At 69.6% G+C, this 15,739-nt stretch carries 15 protein-coding genes; 8 read left to right on the forward strand and 7 right to left on the reverse strand.

Features of this window, described 5'->3' with window-relative positions; all coding sequences use genetic code 11:
• The coding region (locus VLG41_RS06560) for a tripartite tricarboxylate transporter substrate binding protein (protein WP_325348585.1) at nucleotides 1–952 on the reverse strand (952 nt) is incomplete at its 3' end.
• Between the two features lie 197 nt (nucleotides 953–1,149).
• Here VLG41_RS06560 and VLG41_RS06565 point away from each other — a divergent pair.
• The 4 genes from VLG41_RS06565 (at nucleotide 1,150) to VLG41_RS06580 (ending at nucleotide 4,964) form a co-directional block, all read left to right on the forward strand.
• Nucleotides 1,150–1,632: a MarR family transcriptional regulator gene (locus VLG41_RS06565; RefSeq protein ID WP_325348586.1), complete on the forward strand. Its 483-nt coding sequence runs from the start codon at nucleotides 1,150–1,152 to the stop codon at nucleotides 1,630–1,632.
• Nucleotides 1,633–1,754: 122 nt separating this feature from the next.
• A complete protein-coding gene (locus VLG41_RS06570) occupies nucleotides 1,755–2,984 on the forward strand; it encodes an aromatic ring-hydroxylating dioxygenase subunit alpha (RefSeq protein ID WP_325348587.1) in 1,230 nt (409 codons plus the stop codon).
• On the forward strand, nucleotides 2,981–3,919 hold the full coding sequence (locus VLG41_RS06575) for a PDR/VanB family oxidoreductase (protein ID WP_325348588.1): 939 nt from the start codon (nucleotides 2,981–2,983) through the stop codon (nucleotides 3,917–3,919). Before VLG41_RS06570 ends, VLG41_RS06575 begins: the two co-directional genes overlap by 4 nt.
• 52 nt (nucleotides 3,920–3,971) lie before the next feature.
• Nucleotides 3,972–4,964, forward strand: a complete 993-nt coding sequence (locus tag VLG41_RS06580) for a 3-hydroxyacyl-CoA dehydrogenase (RefSeq protein WP_325348589.1) — start codon at nucleotides 3,972–3,974, stop codon at nucleotides 4,962–4,964.
• Here VLG41_RS06580 and VLG41_RS06585 read toward each other — a convergent pair.
• The 4 genes from VLG41_RS06585 to VLG41_RS06600 all read right to left on the reverse strand — a co-directional run bounded on the left by VLG41_RS06585 (nucleotide 4,954) and on the right by VLG41_RS06600 (nucleotide 8,513).
• Nucleotides 4,954–5,313 (reverse strand): hypothetical protein, encoded by a 360-nt coding sequence (locus VLG41_RS06585; RefSeq protein WP_325348590.1) that lies wholly within the window; start codon nucleotides 5,311–5,313, stop codon nucleotides 4,954–4,956. The genes VLG41_RS06580 and VLG41_RS06585 overlap by 11 nt on opposite strands.
• A gap of 34 nt (nucleotides 5,314–5,347) precedes the next feature.
• Nucleotides 5,348–6,361: an SDR family oxidoreductase gene (locus VLG41_RS06590; protein WP_325348591.1), complete on the reverse strand. Its 1,014-nt coding sequence runs from the start codon at nucleotides 6,359–6,361 to the stop codon at nucleotides 5,348–5,350.
• Between the two features lie 110 nt (nucleotides 6,362–6,471).
• Nucleotides 6,472–7,851: an ATP-binding protein gene (locus VLG41_RS06595; RefSeq protein ID WP_325348592.1), complete on the reverse strand. Its 1,380-nt coding sequence runs from the start codon at nucleotides 7,849–7,851 to the stop codon at nucleotides 6,472–6,474.
• Nucleotides 7,848–8,513 carry a response regulator transcription factor gene (locus VLG41_RS06600; protein WP_325348593.1) on the reverse strand — a complete coding sequence of 222 codons (666 nt, stop codon included), beginning with the start codon at nucleotides 8,511–8,513 and terminating at the stop codon, nucleotides 7,848–7,850. Before VLG41_RS06600 ends, VLG41_RS06595 begins: the two co-directional genes overlap by 4 nt.
• 201 nt (nucleotides 8,514–8,714) lie before the next feature.
• Here VLG41_RS06600 and VLG41_RS06605 point away from each other — a divergent pair, with 201 nt between their 5' ends.
• Genes VLG41_RS06605 through VLG41_RS06620 form a run of 4 tightly spaced genes read left to right on the forward strand, consistent with a single transcriptional unit; the run spans nucleotide 8,715 to nucleotide 13,291 of the window.
• A complete protein-coding gene (locus VLG41_RS06605; protein WP_325348594.1) occupies nucleotides 8,715–9,524 on the forward strand; it encodes a MipA/OmpV family protein in 810 nt (269 codons plus the stop codon).
• Between the two features lie 10 nt (nucleotides 9,525–9,534).
• On the forward strand, nucleotides 9,535–10,518 hold the full coding sequence (locus tag VLG41_RS06610; RefSeq protein WP_325348595.1) for a hypothetical protein: 984 nt from the start codon (nucleotides 9,535–9,537) through the stop codon (nucleotides 10,516–10,518).
• Nucleotides 10,519–10,521: 3 nt separating this feature from the next.
• Complete coding sequence (locus VLG41_RS06615) at nucleotides 10,522–12,795, forward strand: xanthine dehydrogenase family protein molybdopterin-binding subunit (RefSeq protein ID WP_325348596.1); 2,274 nt, start codon at nucleotides 10,522–10,524, stop codon at nucleotides 12,793–12,795.
• Between the two features lie 7 nt (nucleotides 12,796–12,802).
• Entirely contained in the window at nucleotides 12,803–13,291 is a 489-nt protein-coding gene (locus VLG41_RS06620) for a (2Fe-2S)-binding protein (protein ID WP_414652454.1), read from the forward strand.
• A gap of 45 nt (nucleotides 13,292–13,336) precedes the next feature.
• Here the strand turns inward: VLG41_RS06620 and VLG41_RS06625 are convergent, their stop codons facing one another.
• Both VLG41_RS06625 and VLG41_RS06630 read right to left on the reverse strand, forming a co-directional pair.
• Nucleotides 13,337–14,662, reverse strand: a complete 1,326-nt coding sequence (locus tag VLG41_RS06625; RefSeq protein WP_325348597.1) for an MmgE/PrpD family protein — start codon at nucleotides 14,660–14,662, stop codon at nucleotides 13,337–13,339.
• A 47-nt stretch (nucleotides 14,663–14,709) separates the two neighbouring features.
• Nucleotides 14,710–15,739: acetate--CoA ligase family protein (locus tag VLG41_RS06630; RefSeq protein ID WP_325348598.1), on the reverse strand; the 1,030-nt coding region annotated here is incomplete at its 5' end.

Here is a 15,739-nt window from a genome sequence, read left to right on the forward strand (position 1 = left end):
CGCCGGCGGCCTTGATCACGGGCGCCCACTTGGCGATGTCGGCGCGGATGCGCTCGGCGTAGGCCTGCGGCGTGGAGCCCACCGGGTCCAGGCCCATGGCCAGCAGCTTGGCGCCGAAATCGGGCGAGCGCACCGCCTGCACGATGTCGGCGCTGATCTTCCTCAGCACCGCCGCGGGGATGCCCGCCGGCCCGACCACGCCCACGCTGCTCTGCGCGAACACCCCCGGCACGGTCTCCGCCACCACCGGGATGTCGGGCACGCTGGCCGGTCGCTGGGGACTGAACAGGGCGATGGGTTTGAGCTTGCCGGATTTGATGAAGGGCTCGCTGGCGAAGTAGGTGTCCATCAACAGGGGCACGCGCCCGCCCATCACGTCCTGCACGGCGGGCGCGCCGCCGCGGTAAGGCACGTGCACGATGTCCACGCCCGCCTTGGCCTTGAGCAGTTCCATCACCAGGTGGTGCGCGGTGCCACTGCCGGGGCTGCCGTAGCTGAGGCGGCCGGGTTCGCGGCGCGCGAGGTCCAGCAGTTCCTTGAGGTTGCTCACGGGCAGCGAGGGATTCGCGTCCAGGATGATGTGCTGCACGCCGATCTCGGCGATCGGCTGCAGGTCCTTCATCGTGTCGTAGGGCAGGTTGGGGCGCAGCGTGGGATTGATCGCGTGCGAGGACACCACGATGCCCAGGGTGTAGCCATCGGGCGCCGACTGCGCGACGAACTGCGTGGACACGACCGTGCCCGCACCGGGCTTGTTGTCGATCACCACCGGCTGCTTCCAGACCTCGGACAGCTTCTGGCCCAACAGCCGGCCCTGGGCATCGGTCGAGCCGCCGGCGGGGAAGGGGATGACCAGTCGCACGGGGCGATTGGGCCAGTCGTCCTGGGCATGAACCCAGGGTGAGGCCACAAGGGGCAGCAGGGGCAGGGCCAGCCGCGATCGGTACTTCATCGTGTGTCTCCTGGGTCTTGCGATTCGGGGTATCGCTGGGGATATCGACCGCGGCATGCCTGAGGCAGGGCGGCGATTCAATTTCATTATGCAAGTAAATTGCGAGACCCACAATGGGCCTGCGGCCAACGAGGGGACAGGCGGTATGCTCCCGCGGGTTCCCGTTCCTTCTGGCGCCCACTCGCCTGTGTCGACCCATGGCCACCAAGAAAAAGCTCCCGCTCGAACACTGGATTTCGTACCGCTTCGGTCTCGTGGCGTCGCGTGTCGGCGCGGTGATGTCGGCGCGTTATGTCTCCCAGCACGGCCTGACCATGCCGGCCTGGCGCTCGCTGGCGGTCATCGCGCGCTTTGGCCCCCTGTCCGCCGGCGAGCTCGGGGCCAAGACCTCGTCCGATCCCTATCGCGTAGTGCGGGCCATTGACTTGCTGGTCAAGCGCGGCCTGATCACGCGCGAGCCCGACCCGCAGGACCGCCGCCGCGCGCGCCTGGAGTTGACCAAGGCCGGTCGCGCGCTCTACGAGGAAATCGAGCAGGGCGCCATGGCCAATGAGATGTTCCTGCGCGCGGGCCTCACCCCCGCGGAGGTGCGCGCGCTCGACAGCATCCTCACGCGCATCGACGCGCAGGCGCAGGCCCTGGCGCAGGGCGTGCCCGACCTCGCCGAGCCCGAGGAGTGAGCGCGGCTCGATGCCGGTCTCCCGGTCTTGTGGGGCCGACTTTTTAATTGCATAATGCAATTAAAAGGGGTTGCGACGCGACCCCGCTGCGCACCCGCGCACCAGCCCACCGCGAGACAGGCATGAAAGAACAGGAACTCATCGTTCAACAACCCATCCGCTTCGTCGGCAAGCGCCAGCAAGGTGGCGGCTACGGCAAGCCGCCGGGCCGCTCCGACGACTTCCTGACCCTGGTCGAGCCCGGCACGCCCTGCGGCGAACTGATGCGCCGGTACTGGCACCCGGTCGGCGTGTCGTCCAAGGTCACGAACGATCCCATGCGCGTGCGCATCCTGGGTGAAGACCTGATCCTCTTTCGCGACGGCAAGGGTCGCGCCGGCCTGCTGCACGAGCACTGCGCGCACCGGGGCACCTCGCTGTACTACGGCAAGGTGGAGGACGAGGGCATCCGTTGCTGCTACCACGGCTGGCTGTTCGCCGTGGACGGCGATTGCGTGGACCAGCCGTGCGAACCCGGCGGCGGACAGCACCGGGACAAGTGCCGCCAACCCTGGTACCCCGTGGAAGAACGCTACGGCCTGGTGTTCGCCTACCTGGGCCCGCTGGACGAGATGCCGCCGCTGCCGCGCTACGACGTGCTGGAGAACCTGGGCCCCGACGAGGAACTCCAGCAGGAAGACAAGAGCTTCTACATCGGCGGCGGCGTGACGCCGGAGAACCCGGTCGCACCCTACAGCTGGCTGCAGAACTTCGAGAACGTGATGGACCCGTTTCACGTGGTCATCCTGCACTCGCGTTTCAGTGGTGTGCAGTTTCGCGAACAGATGGCCTTGATGCCGGCGGTGGAGTGGGAGTTGTGCGACCACGGCGTGATGTACCGCTCGGTGCGCGAGACACCGAACGGCCGGCTCACGCGCATCACGCAGACGCTGCTGCCCAACGTGCGCATCGTGCCCTCCATCGAACTCACGCCGGGGCAGGGGCGCGAGGTGGCCTGGCTGGTGCCGGTGGACAGCCACCACCACCGCAGCTTCGGCGTGGCGCGCGTGCCGAAGAACGAGGCGCCGCTGTACTCGCGCCGCGAGCGCATGGCCACGCACGAAGGCAAGACCTGGTGGGAAATGAGCGAGGAAGAGCACAAGCGCTTCCCCGACGACTACGAGGCGCAGGTCAGCCAGGGCAGCATCCCCGCGCACAGCGACGAGCACCTGGCCACCAGCGACAAGGGAGTGGTGATGCTGCGTCGCCTGCTCACCCGACAGATCCGCGCGGTGCAGGACGGCGAAGCGCCCGAAGGCACGGGACGTGACCTGGACGTCATTCGCGTGAAAGCGGGGAACTTCTTCGAATGAGCGAAGCATGGCTGCACGAGGTGCGCGTGGTCGCACTGCGCGAAGAGGCCCTCGGTGTCGTCTCGTGTGAACTGCGCGCGAGCGCATCCGGGCTGCCGCCGTGTCCGCCCGGCGCCCATGTCGACGTGCACCTGCCCAACGGGTTGGTGCGCCAGTACTCCGTGGTCGAGGCCGGTCCCGACCACTACCTGATCGCCGTCAAGCGCGAGGCTCAAAGCCGCGGCGGTTCGGCCTACGTCGCCGACGCGCTGCGCCTCGGCACGCGCCTTCGGGTCGGCGCGCCGCGCGACAACTTCCCCCTCGTGCCCCACGCCGGGCGCACGGTGCTCATTGCCGGTGGCATCGGCATCACGGCCCTGCTGCCCATGGCGCGGCGCCTGCAGGCCGAAGGGCGCGATTGGCGGCTGCACTACGCCGTGCGCCACGCCGAAGACGCTGCCTTCGCCGAGGCGTTGCGGGCCTTCGGCGACCAACTGCGCCTGCACGTGTCCGCTGCCGTCGGGCACCGCCTGGTGCTGGCCGACGTGGTCGCACAACAGCCGGTCGGCACCCACTTCTATTGCTGCGGCCCCGCCACCATGCTCGACGACTTCCAGCGCGCCACGGCCGCGTTGCCACCGCAGCAGGTGCATTTCGAGCGTTTCAGCGCGGCGCCCATGGAAGCCGGCGAGGGATTCACCGTGCGCCTGGCGCGCAGCGGGCGGTGCATCCCGGTCGCCGCCGACCAGAGCATCGTGGACGCGCTGAGCGCCGCCGGCATCGACGCGCCGTACTCCTGCCAGCAAGGCATCTGCGGCTCGTGCGAGGTGAAGGTGCTCGCCGGCACGCCCGAGCACCGCGACGAAGTCCTGACCGAAGCCGAGAAGGCTGGCAACGCGACCATGATGATCTGCTGCTCGCGGGCCCGCACACCCGAACTGGTGCTCGATCTCTGATCGCCGCCCACCCCACCCCACCGCACCACTCCCCCACATGGAAAGAAGCCCCATGGCACCTGCACAGCAACAGGCCGCGCCGCACCCGTCCTCCGAACGCCTGGCCTGCATCGGGGCCGGTCTGGTGGGTTCGGCCTGGGCCATCGTGTTCGCCCGCGCGGGCTTCGCGGTGAGCCTGTACGACTCGAGCGCAGCGGTCCTCGCCTCGGCCCCGCAGCGCATCCGCCAACAGCTCGAGGCATTGCACGCCAACGGCCTGCTCGATGAGCCGGCCGAAGCGGTTGCCGCGCGCGTGCGCATCGCCGATTCCCTGGCGCAGGCCCTGCAGGGCGTGGCCTATGTCCAGGAGTCGATCCTGGAGCGCGCCGAACTCAAGCGCGCCCTGCTGCAGGAGATCGAAACCCTGGACGATGGCCGCCTCGTCGTGGGCAGCTCCACCTCCGGCATCCCCGCGTCCGCCTTCGCCTGCGGGCTGAAGATCGCCGCGCGCGTGCTCGTGGTGCATCCGGTCAACCCGCCCTCGCTGATCCCGCTCGTGGAGCTCGTGCCATCGCCCGACACCTCGCCAGCGGCGCTGGCGTTCGCGCGCCAGCTCATGCAGGCCTGCCGCCAGAGTCCGATCACCGTGAACCGCGAGATCGAGGGCTTCGTCATCAACCGGCTGCAGGCCGTGCTGCTGCGCGAGGCCTGGTCGCTGGTGAAGGACGGTGTGGCCTCGGCCGAGGACGTGGACAAGACGGTGCGCGACGGCCTGGGCTGGCGCTGGGCCTTCATGGGGCCGTTCGAGACCATCGACCTCAACGCGGTGGGCGGCGTGGCCGACTACGCGCGCCGCCTGGGCCCGCTGTACCAGGGCATCGCGGCCTCGCGCGACCACCAGGACCCCTGGGACGAAGAATGGATTGCCCAGGTGGAAGCGCAACGCCGTGAACGGCTCGCGCCCGATCAGTTGCAGGACCGCGCGCACTGGCGCGACCTGCGCCTCATGTCCCTCGCGCGCCATTGGCGCGATCTGGAGCGCGCCACGGGTGACGTCAGCTCGTGAGGGCCGCCGCCGCGATCAGCACGAAGAAGACGCCCGCCACGGCCTTGGGCTCCCAGTAGTCCATGAACAGCCAGGCGATCAGGAACCAGCCGATGGCGGCGGTGATCGCGATGAACAGCGAAGGCGGGTGGCTGAGGAGTTCCATGTTGCGCGACGCGATCAAGAGGGCCAGCAGCCCGAACATCACCTGGCCCATGGCATAGGTCGAGTGCAGGCCGTAGCTCAGCACCGCTTCGGCGTCGAGATCGTGGCGGTTGCGAAGGCGCCGCGCGACCACGTCGACCAGGAAGTGGGCCAGGCCGAACACGGTGAGCCAGCCATAGGCCGCGAGGAGAAGGGTTTTGTGCACGGTGCGACGAAGGGGGCGCTGGCGGGCAGCGCGCTTATTGAAGGCTGGCGGGAATGGTCTGGCTGCCGGCCACGGCGGTGGCCAGCCAGCTTCGCGCGGTGCCTGTTGGTTGAACCTTCGCGCTGGGAAAACACGCCCCTGTGATCCATTCCGATTCGGCCCAGAGGCGTCGGCGAGCCGCCGCCTCGAGCGCGGCTTCAGGTGTCCTCGCGGGGGCGGGGTGGCCGCGCGTCTCCGAGAGCCGGTCGGGCCCGTAGTAGCCGCCACCGCGCGCCTCGGACGCTGTGGCCGCGTACAGCGTGGGCAGCGCGCCTTGCGCGGCCGGTTGAAAGAGGAACCAGGCGAAGCGGCGCACCATGCCCGCAAGGCTCCAGCGCCCGGCGCCATTGATCAGAAGCTCGGTGCGAGAAATGCCGGGGTGTGCCGCGACGCTCCTGATGCCCCAGCCCAGTTCCTCGCTCAATCGCTGCATCTCCAGCGCAAACATCAGGCAAGCCAGTTTGGATTGGCCATAGGCGGCCATCGGCTGGTAGCTGCGCTGGAACTGAAGGTCGTCAAAGTGGATGCGGGCATCCCGCGCCGCGACACTGGACAGGCTGACCACCCGGGCCTGTCCGCTGTTCATCAGCAAGGGCAGCAGGTGGGCCGTGAACGCGAAGTGGCCCAGGTGGTTCGTGCCAAGCTGCAGTTCGAAGCCATCGGCCGTGGTGCACCGATCCGGTGGGGTCATCACCGCGGCGTTGTTGATCAGCAGGTCGACGGCATCGAGCGACTGCTTCAACCGGTCGGCGCATCGCTCGACGGATCCGAGACTGGCCAGGTTCATCAGCTCGAACGACACCGACGCGTGCGGGACGCGTCGCTCGATCTCGGCCACGGCCGCCGCGCCCTTGATGGGGCTTCGTCCGGCAATGACGACGGTCGCGCCCGCTTGCGCCAGCGCCAGCGCTGTCTCGAAGCCGAGGCCGCCGGTTCCGGTGATGAGTGCCGTGCGCCCCTGGAGCGGTGGGATGTCGGCGTTGGTCCAGGGGGAATGTGTCTGGGTCATGGTCTTCTCGCATTCAGCTGCGCCAGCCGCGCAGGCTTTCCATGAAGCGATGGTGACCCGCCGGCTTTAAGGGGCGGTTAGCCGGATGAAGGATTCATGAACCGCCGCGCTCAGGCGGCGGTCTCGGTGCCCGCCTCGGACACCGCAGGGAACTGCACGCGCACGCTGAACCCTTGCCCGTCGATGCCCGCGCCGGTGACGATGGTCGCGGCGTGCAGGCGCGCGATGCCGGCGACCAGGGACAGGCCGATGCCGCTGCCGCGCCCGCCGTTGCCGGGCAGGCGGTGGAAGCGGCGGAAGATCGCTTCGCGCTCGCCGGGGGGCACGCCGGGGCCGTCGTCCGCCACCTCCAGATACGCCGCCGGGCCGCTGGCGGTGTCCACACTGCCGCAGCGGATGCGCACGCGCCCATTGCCGGGCGTGTAGCGCAGGGCGTTGTCCACCAGGTTGCGCAAGAGGATGCCGATCTCGTCGATGTTGCAGTGAAGGTGGGCGGGTGAGAGATCGAGCACCAGGCTGCGCTGGTGGGTTTGCGCAAAGATCTCGAACTCGCGCGCGACGTGCAGCACCAGCTCGCTCAGCTCGGCGGCCTGTCGCTGAGGGGCGTGCTCGCCCGCGTTCAGGCGCGCCAGATCCAGCAACTGCTCGGACAGGCGCGTGTTGCGCTCGGCCACGGCGATGAGCTTGACCAGTGCCGCGTCCTTCTCCGGTGCCGAGCGCGCGTGCAGGGCCACGTGGGCCTGGGCCTGCAGCGCCGCCAGCGGCGTGCGCAGCTCGTGCGCGGCGTCGCCGATGAAGCGGCGCTCGTTCTCGACGGCCTCGTCCAGCTGCGTCAGCACGCGGTTGAACGATTCGACCAGGGGCCGCAGTTCGGTGGGCAGGTGGGTGGTCGACAGCGGCGTGAGATCAAAGGCCACGCGGCGGCGCAGCGTCTCCTGCAGCTCGGCGACCGGGCGAAGCGAGCGCCTGACGGCCAGGAAGGTGATGAAGCCGACGAGGCACACGACGGTGGTGAGGACGCCGAGCACGAAGAACGCCTTCTGCTGCAGTTCGGCGTCGAGTTCGCTGTGCAGGCGGCCCACCTGGACGTGTTTGCGCTGGGCGGCGTCGGACACCGAGTACACGCGCCATCGCCGGCCGTCCACGATGAGGCTGGCAAAGCCGTTGACGAAATCGGGCTTCAGGGCGGAGGCGGGGGCACCGGGCGTTTGCGCGATGAGCCTTGATCGATCGGCCCAGACCTGAAAGGCCAGCTTGGGGTCGTCGGAGAGCATGGTGGGCTTGGGCGACAGCCCGGGCCTGGGCCCGCGCTCGTCGGCGTCGGCGGGGATGGCCTGCAGGATGTGCACGGCGAAGTTGCGCAGCCCGTTGTCGGCGATGCTCGTTTCGCTGTGCTTGAGCAAGAACCACAGGGCGATCAGCGCCACCGCCCAGCTCGCGAGGATGGTGACGACGAGCACCCGCAGAACGTTGCCACGCAGCGAATTCACGGCAGGGCCTCGCCGATCATGTAGCCGTGGCCGTGCAAGGTGGTGATCAGGTCTTCGCCCAATTTGCGCCGCAGCTGGTAGATGAACACCGCGATGGTGTTGCTCTCGATGCTGCCGTTGCTGCCATAGACCACGTCTTCCAGGTGGGCGCGCGTGACGACGTGGCCGGGCCGCTCGAGCAGGGCCAGCAGGGTGCGGTACTCGTGCGCGCTCAGGGACACGCGTTTGCCGGCGCGCGTAACCAGGCGCTTGCTGCGGTCGATCTGGATGTCGCGGTAGGTGAAGACCGGCACCACGCGGCCCTGGCTGCGGCGGATGACCGCACGCACCCGGGCCCAGAGTTCGTCGACCTGGAACGGCTTGACGAGGTAGTCGTCGGCACCGGCGTCCAGGCCCTGGATGCGCTCGCTCAGTTGACCGCGCGCGGTCAGGATGAGCACGGGGGTCACGTCGTAGCGGCTGCGCATGGCCTTGAGCACGGTCAGGCCCGATTCGTGGGGCAGCCCGATGTCGAGCAGCACGGCCGTGTAGGCGTGGTCAACCAGTGCCAGGCGCGCGCCCGCGGCGTCGCCCACGTGATCGATCTGCCAGGCGTTCTGGCGCGCGCCTTCGCACACCGCGTCCGCGAGCATGGCGTCGTCTTCCACGAGCAGCAGGTGCATGGTCTGAGGGGTTCCTGTGGTGGCCGGCCGGCCCAGGGAATTGTGCCCGGCAGGGATGAATGGCTGATGAAGACGCGCCCTTCATCAATCGTTCATCGCGATAACCGCGTCTTAAAGCCGCGTGATCAGCATCACGGCACGCAAGGCTCGCACAGGGCCTTGCCTTCACCCCTGTCTTTCCCTTTCCAGGAGCCTTCTCGCATGACACCCGCACCCCGATCCTCGAAACGCCGTCCGAACGCCCGTCTGGCGGGCGGCCTGTCCAGCGCCGTGCTGGGTTTGTCACTCGCCGTGGCGTCCTCGGGCGCGTCGGCGCAGGAGCGTGAACTCCAGCGCGGCGAGTCCCGCTGGGGCCTCGGCCTGGGCGTGGACGTGCACCAGGAGCCTTACCGGGACATGGACAACGACACGCAGGGCATTCCCCTCGTCTACTTTGAGAACTACTGGGTGCGCGTGATGGGGCCCAGCCTGGAGCTCAAGCTGCCCTCGGCCGGTCCGGTCGGATTCCGCCTGAAGGCGCGCTATTCCCTGGACGGCTACGAGGCCGACGACTCGCCCTACCTGGAGGGCATGGCCGAGCGAGAAGGCGGCGTATGGTTGGGCGGCGAGGCCATCTGGCGCACGCCCTTCGTGAACCTGTCCGCCGAGCTGATGGGCGATGCGTCCAGCCACAGCGAGGGCCGCCAGTTCAAGCTGCAGGCGGACCGGCGATTCGACGTCGGCCAGTTCAGCTTCACCCCACGGCTGGCCGCCATTCAACTGGACCGCGAGTACGTCGGCTACTACTACGGCGTGAACGGGTCCGAGGTGCGGGCCGGGCGACCGCAGTACGAGGGCGACTCCACGGTGAACGTGGAGGTGGGCCTGCGTGTGGACTACCGGCTCTCGGCCCGCCAGAACGTCTTCCTGGACCTGCGCAGCACCCGCCTGGGCGACGGGATCGCCGACAGCCCCCTGGTCGATCGTTCCACCCAGACGGGCCTGCGCGTGGGCTATCTCTACCGGTTCTGAGGGGCGCGCCATGAACCCACAACGCCGCCAGTGGCTGCGACAGGGGGCCGCGCTGGCATTGGCCGCTGCGGTGCCCCTGCAGGCCTTGGCCGACACCTTCGCAGACGAGGCGCCGGCATTCGATACGCACGACCTCGATTGGGTCGACGCGGCGCGCCAACGCCCGGTGCCGGTGCGGCTCTATCGGCCGCGGACCCGTCACCCCGTGCCCGTGGTCGTGTTCTCGCACGGCATCGGGGGCTCGCGCATGGGCTACACCTGGCTCGGCCAGACCTTCGCGCGCCACGGCATCGCCAGCCTTCACCTGCAGCACGTGGGCAGCGACCGGCAGCTCTGGAGCGGCAACGTCTTCAACCTCGTCGGGCGCCTGCAGGCCGCGGCGCAGGAGGCCGAGGCCATCGCACGCGCGCAGGACATGCGCTTCGCACTCGACACGCTGCTGACGGGCGATCTGGCGCCGGGCGTCGATGCCGAGCGGATCGTGGCCGCCGGACACAGCTATGGCGCCAACACCACCTTGCTGGTCAGCGGCGCCAGTGTCGAGCGCGAGGGCCGGGTGATCGAACTGCGCGATGAGCGCGTGCGCGCCGCCATCGCCATCTCGGCGCCGCCGTTCTATGGCGAAGCGCAGCCGCGCAAGGTGCTGGGCCCGGTGACGCTGCCCAGCCTGCACGTGACCTGCACCGAGGACGTGATCCGCATCCCCGGCTACTACAGCGGTGCCGAAGACCGCCTGGCCGTGTTCGATGCCATCGGCAGCCCGCTCAAGTGGCTGGCGGTGTACGAAGGGGGCTCGCACAGCATGTTCACCGACCGCGGTGGCAGCGGCGGCGCCCTCAACCCGAAGGCCAAGCAGGCCACCGGCGCACTCGCGGTGGCCTTCGTTCGCGCGGTGCTGGACGGCGATGCGCAGGCCCTTGCGCTCTGGCCCGAACGGCACGCCGCCATCCTGGCGCGCTTCTCCGCCGTGGGCACTCAACACGACAGGGGGTGAACGATGGCAAGACTGACCAGGCGGCGCTTTGTGCTGGCCGGCATCGGCACGGCGGGCGTGTTGGGCATCGGCTGGCTGGCGACGCCGCCACGCCAACGCCTCACGGCGGACAAGCCGCCCGAGCCATCCCCCGGCAGCCACCGGCTCAATGGCTGGGTCGCCATCGGCACGGACGGCTCGGTGACGGTGTCCCTCTGCCGGATGGAGATGGGACAAGGCATCTACACGGGCATCGCCATGTTGCTGGCCGAAGAACTGGGCGCGGACATGGAGCGGGTGCGCGTGGTGCCGGCCTTCGACGACCGCATCTACAACAACCTCGCGCTCGCTTCCAACCTGGCCCACGCGTTCGATCCCCGCGGGGAAGGGCGTTTCGTCGCGCCTGCGGTCGCGCACGTGGCGCGCAAGCTGGTGCGAGAGGTCCCGGGGCTGGCGATCACGGGCGCCTCGACCAGCATCAAGGACCAGTGGGGGCCGATGCGCGAAGCCGGAGCGTCGGCCCGAATGATGCTGTTGCAGGCGGCCGCGAACCGATGGGGCGTTGCCGTGGGCGAGTGCCGCGCCAACCAGGGGCGGATCGTTCACGCCTCGGGCCTGAGCCTGTCCTTTGGCGAGCTGGCCGAATCGGCGGCCCAATTGCCCTTGCCCCGGTCCGTCGCCTTGAAGCCGCCGAGCGAATTCAAGCTCATCGGCCAGCCGCTGCCGCAGTTGAATGCGCGCGACAAGTCGAGCGGGAAGGCCAGGTATGGCATCGATGCCCAGCCGGACGGCCTGCTGTACGCCGTGGCCCGGCTGTGCCCGGTGCTGGGTGGCACGGTGAAGCACTTCGACGACACGCGCGTGCGGGCCATGGCAGGCGTCGGTGCGGTGGTGCCCCTGGCGCCGCAAGCCGGTGGCATGGCGGGACGCGGCCTCACCTCCGGGGGCGTGGCGGTGGTGGCCCGTTCGCCGCATGAGGCGATGCGGGCGGCCGAGGCCCTGGAGGTGGCGTGGAATCCCGGTGCGGCCGCGGGGACGTCCAGCGCCGGCGTGCTTGACGCGCTGCGCCAGGCCGCGCGGGGCACCGATGGGTCGGTGCTGTACGAGCGGGGCGATGTCGACACGTCGATGCGCTCGGGCGGAACCGTCATCGGCGCCAGCTACGAGGTGCCGTTCCTGGCGCACGCAGCCATGGAACCCATGAACTGCACCGTCCGCTTCGACCAGGGCGCGGCCGAGGTCTGGGTGGGCTGCCAGGGGCCGAGCGTGGTGCGCGACATCGTGGCCACGGTTCTCGGGATCGAGCCGGAACAGGTGCGGGTGCATCCGCAGATCATGGGCGGGGGATTCGGCCGCAAGACCTTCACCGACTGCGTGGCCCAGGCCGCGTCCATCGCGAAGGAAGTGCCCGGCCGCGCCATTCAACTCCTGTGGACGCGCGAGCAGGACATGGCGCACGACTTCTACCGCCCGGCCATCGTGGCGCGATGCGAGGCCGCGCTGGACGCCGCGGGGCGCGTGACGGCGTGGGACTACCGGATCGCCGGCTCCAGCATGGGCCAACCGGCTCTGTTGAACGTCAGCCGCGAAGGCGCCGCGAACACCGCCTACGAATTCCCCCACATGCGGGTGCGGCACGCGGTGCTCGAATCCGAGGTGCCCACCGGCATCTGGCGCTCGGTCGCGCACTCCTTCAACGCCTTCTTCGTGGAGAGCTTCATCGACGAGCTGGCCGCGGCGGCCAGGGCCGACGCCGTGGCCTTGCGGCGCTCCCTGCTCGAGGGCAAGCGCAGGCACCTTCAGGTGCTGGAGATCGCGGCCCGGGAGGCGGGCTGGGGAACGCCGCTGCCGCTGACGCCCGATGGCCAGGCCCAGGCGCTGGGCCTGGCGCTGCACGAATCGTTCGGCAGCGTGGTGGCCCAGGTGGCGCGGGTGTCGCTCGGCACCGATCGCAAGATCCGGGTGCACGAGGTGGTCTGCGTGGTCGATTGCGGCCTGGCGGTCAACCCGAACCTCATTCGCCAGCAGATGGAGGGCGGCATCGTCTATGGCCTGTCCGCCGCGCTGTACGGGCGGATCGACATCGAGGACGGCCAGGTGCGCCAGTCCAACTTCCACGACTACGCGCCGCTGCGCATGCGCGACTGCCCCGCCATCACGACGCACATCGTGCCCAGCACCGATCCACCCCAAGGGGTCGGCGAGGTCGGCACGCCACCCATCGCCGCCGCGGTGGCGAACGCGGTGTTTTCCCTCACCGGCACGCGGCTGCGCCAACTGCCCCTGACCCTGGCTTGAGACGACGATGAAGACGATGCTTCTGGACATCAACGGCAGGGCCGTGAAGGTGATCACCGAACCCGACACGCCCCTGCTGTGGGTGCTGCGCAGCGAGCTGGGCATGGTGGGGACCAAGTACGGATGCGGCAAGGGCCTGTGCGGCGCCTGCATGGTCCACGTCAACGGCCATGCCGTGCCGTCGTGCTCGGTGCCCGTGTCCGCGGCGGTGGGGCAACCAGTGACCACCATCGAAGGCCTGAACAGCCGCGAAGGCGCGGCGGTGCAGGCGGCCTGGCAGGCGCTGGACGTGCCGCAGTGCGGCTACTGCCAGAGCGGGCAGGTCATGTCGGCGTGCGCCTTGCTGGCCAAGCGGCCCCAGCCCGGCGACGCGGACATCGATGAGGCCATGAGCGGCAACGTGTGCCGCTGCGGCACCTACCCGCGCATACGCGCGGCGATCCATCTGGCGGCACGGCAACTGGGCCCCACGGGGGCGGAGCCAGAGGCGCAGTGACGGTGGCGGGCGGACGCGGGCATCTCCCCACGGAACCGTGCCGGTTCATGGCGGTGCCGTGCTCTCATCCAGTGCCCACAGGTGCGCGAGCAACCGGTGGGCGGCGTCGTTGCCGATGGCGGGTGTGGCGAACTCGAGCAGTTTGTTTTCCAGGTCGGCATCGGTCAGCGGCCATTCGGGATCGCCCTTGCGCATGGGCTGCAGATGGGTCAGGTGCCGACCGTCGCGCAGGTGCATGTCCACCCGCGCCGCCCGTTGGCCGGGGAACGCCGCGTCGAGTTCCGGGTCCGCCGCGACCGTGATGCGCTCCAGCAGATCCCGCGTCGCGGGATCCTTCAGGCGCGGTGGCTCATACGCCGCCAGGCGGACGCTGCCGTGCACCAGGGCCGATGCCACCATGTAGCGCAGGCTGAAGCGCGCTTCGTCGGCGGAGGTGGGGCTGGCGTGGCCAGCGATGTCCAGTGCCGGTTGATAGGTGGCGATGCGCACGCTGCCAATGTCGGCCGCCTGCAGGCCGTGCCGGTTCTTCAGTTCCAGTGCCCCGTCGATCGCAGGAAACGCATGGCCGCAGCCCACGTGGTTCTTGAAGGTCAGCCGCGTGATGTGGAAGTCACTGCCCAGGGTGGCGCCCACGGTCGACCAGTCCGGCGCGTGGCTCATGGCGGCCCCGAAGCCCGCGTCGCCATCGAGGACGTCCAGGGATCCGGTCATCCCGTCGGCGGCAAGCTGCGCCGCCAGCAGACCCGCTTCGGCGGCACGCCCGGCGTGCAAGGGCTTGGCGGCGGCGTCCATGCGAAAGGCCTGTTGCAGGCCGGCGGCGAACGTGGCGGCGAGCGTCAGCGCATGGGCCAGTGGCGCTTCCCGGAGGCGAAGGATCGCGCCCGCGGCGGCGGCCGCGCCGAAGCAGCCCACGGTGCCTGTGTTGTGCCAGAAGCGGTAGTGGTCCCGGCCCAGCACGACGCCGATGCGGGTGGAGATCTCGTAGCCCAGGACGACGCCGCGCAGAAACGCCCTGCCGGTGGCGCCTGTCGAGTGCGCTGCGGCCAGGGCCGCGGCGATGGTGGCCGCGCCAGGGTGGTACATCGCGTCGCGGAAGCTGTCGTCCAGCTCCGCCGCATGCGCTGCCGTGCCATTGATCAATGCGGCCGCGCGCGCCGTGGCGGGCTGACCCGTGACCAGGCGAGCGGCGCCGCGATTGAGGTCATCGCGCAGCACCTTGCGCAGCAGTCGAACGGACGGCGTGTCGAATCCCGGGTGCACGGCGGCATGCCAGTCGATAACGGCGCGCTTCGCGTGGTGCAGGACCTTCGCCGGCAATTCCCGCTCGCTGAAGCCCGCGCCGTAGCGCGCGAAGACTTGTGTGGCGTGCATGTGGGTATTCGGTGTTCAGCCCTTGGCGGCGGGTGCGTGGCGCGGTGTCATGGGCGCACAACGGCCACGCCGTCAGCCGCCCGAACGCCCCGTCCCTGCGGCAGAACGAACACCGGGTTGATCTCTGCTTCTACGAGCCGCTCGCCGAGCTGCGCCGCCAGGCGCGAGAAGGCCACGATCGCATCGACCAAGGCGTCCACATCGGCTTTCGGGCGGCCCCGAAAGCCGTCCAGCAGTGGCCAGCTCTTGAGCTCGCGCGCCATGGCGAGCGCTTCGTCCCGGCTCAGGCCGCCCTGTGGCGGAAGCAGGCGCAGCGTGGTGTCCTTGAACAGTTCGGCGGTGACGCCGCCCATGCCCAGGAGGATGGCGGTGCCCAGGGGATCGCGATGCAATCCCAGGATCAGCTCGGTGCCGCCAGCGACCATTTCCTGCACGAGAAAGCGGACCGGACGCACCTGCGCCTTCGACGCGACTTCGTCGGCCATGGCGGCCAGACGGGCGGCGACCCGATCGGGCGCCACGTTGATGGCCACACCCCCCACGTCGCTCTTGTGCGTGATCTCATTGGAGAGGATCTTCAATGCCACCGGTGCGTTGAACGTGCGCGCTGCTCGCTCGGCTTGCTCGGGTGTCTCCACCACCGTCTCACGAGTGCAAGGCACTCCGAATCGGGCGAACAACTGCTTGGCCTGCGCCTCGTCCAGAGAGCCCGAGGGCAGTTCGGGCAGGGGCACCTGCGGCAGGGCGGACGGCGCAGGCACCGCCGGCCGGTGGCTCGCCGCCAGCATGGCGCCCAGAGCGCAGGTGCAGCTCTCGGCGGCGGCAAACGCCGGCACGCCGCGTTGCGTCAGCAGGGCGCCGACTGCCGGCGCGTGGGGGCTTACGTAGGCAATCACCGGCTTGTCGGAGAGCGGCAGGCAGTCCTGGATTGCGCCGGCCATGAGCTCCGGCATGGCCAGGCTCGACGAGCCCACGATGATGGCGAGCGCGTCGTAGCCCGGGCTGGCCAGCACCGCCTTGATGGCGCCGCGCAGGAGCTCCGGCTGCAAGCCCGCCAGCGTGACGTCGATGGGGTTG

It is taken from the genome of Hydrogenophaga sp., assembly GCF_035481345.1.
In the GTDB taxonomy this organism is placed as follows: domain Bacteria; phylum Pseudomonadota; class Gammaproteobacteria; order Burkholderiales; family Burkholderiaceae_C; genus Hydrogenophaga.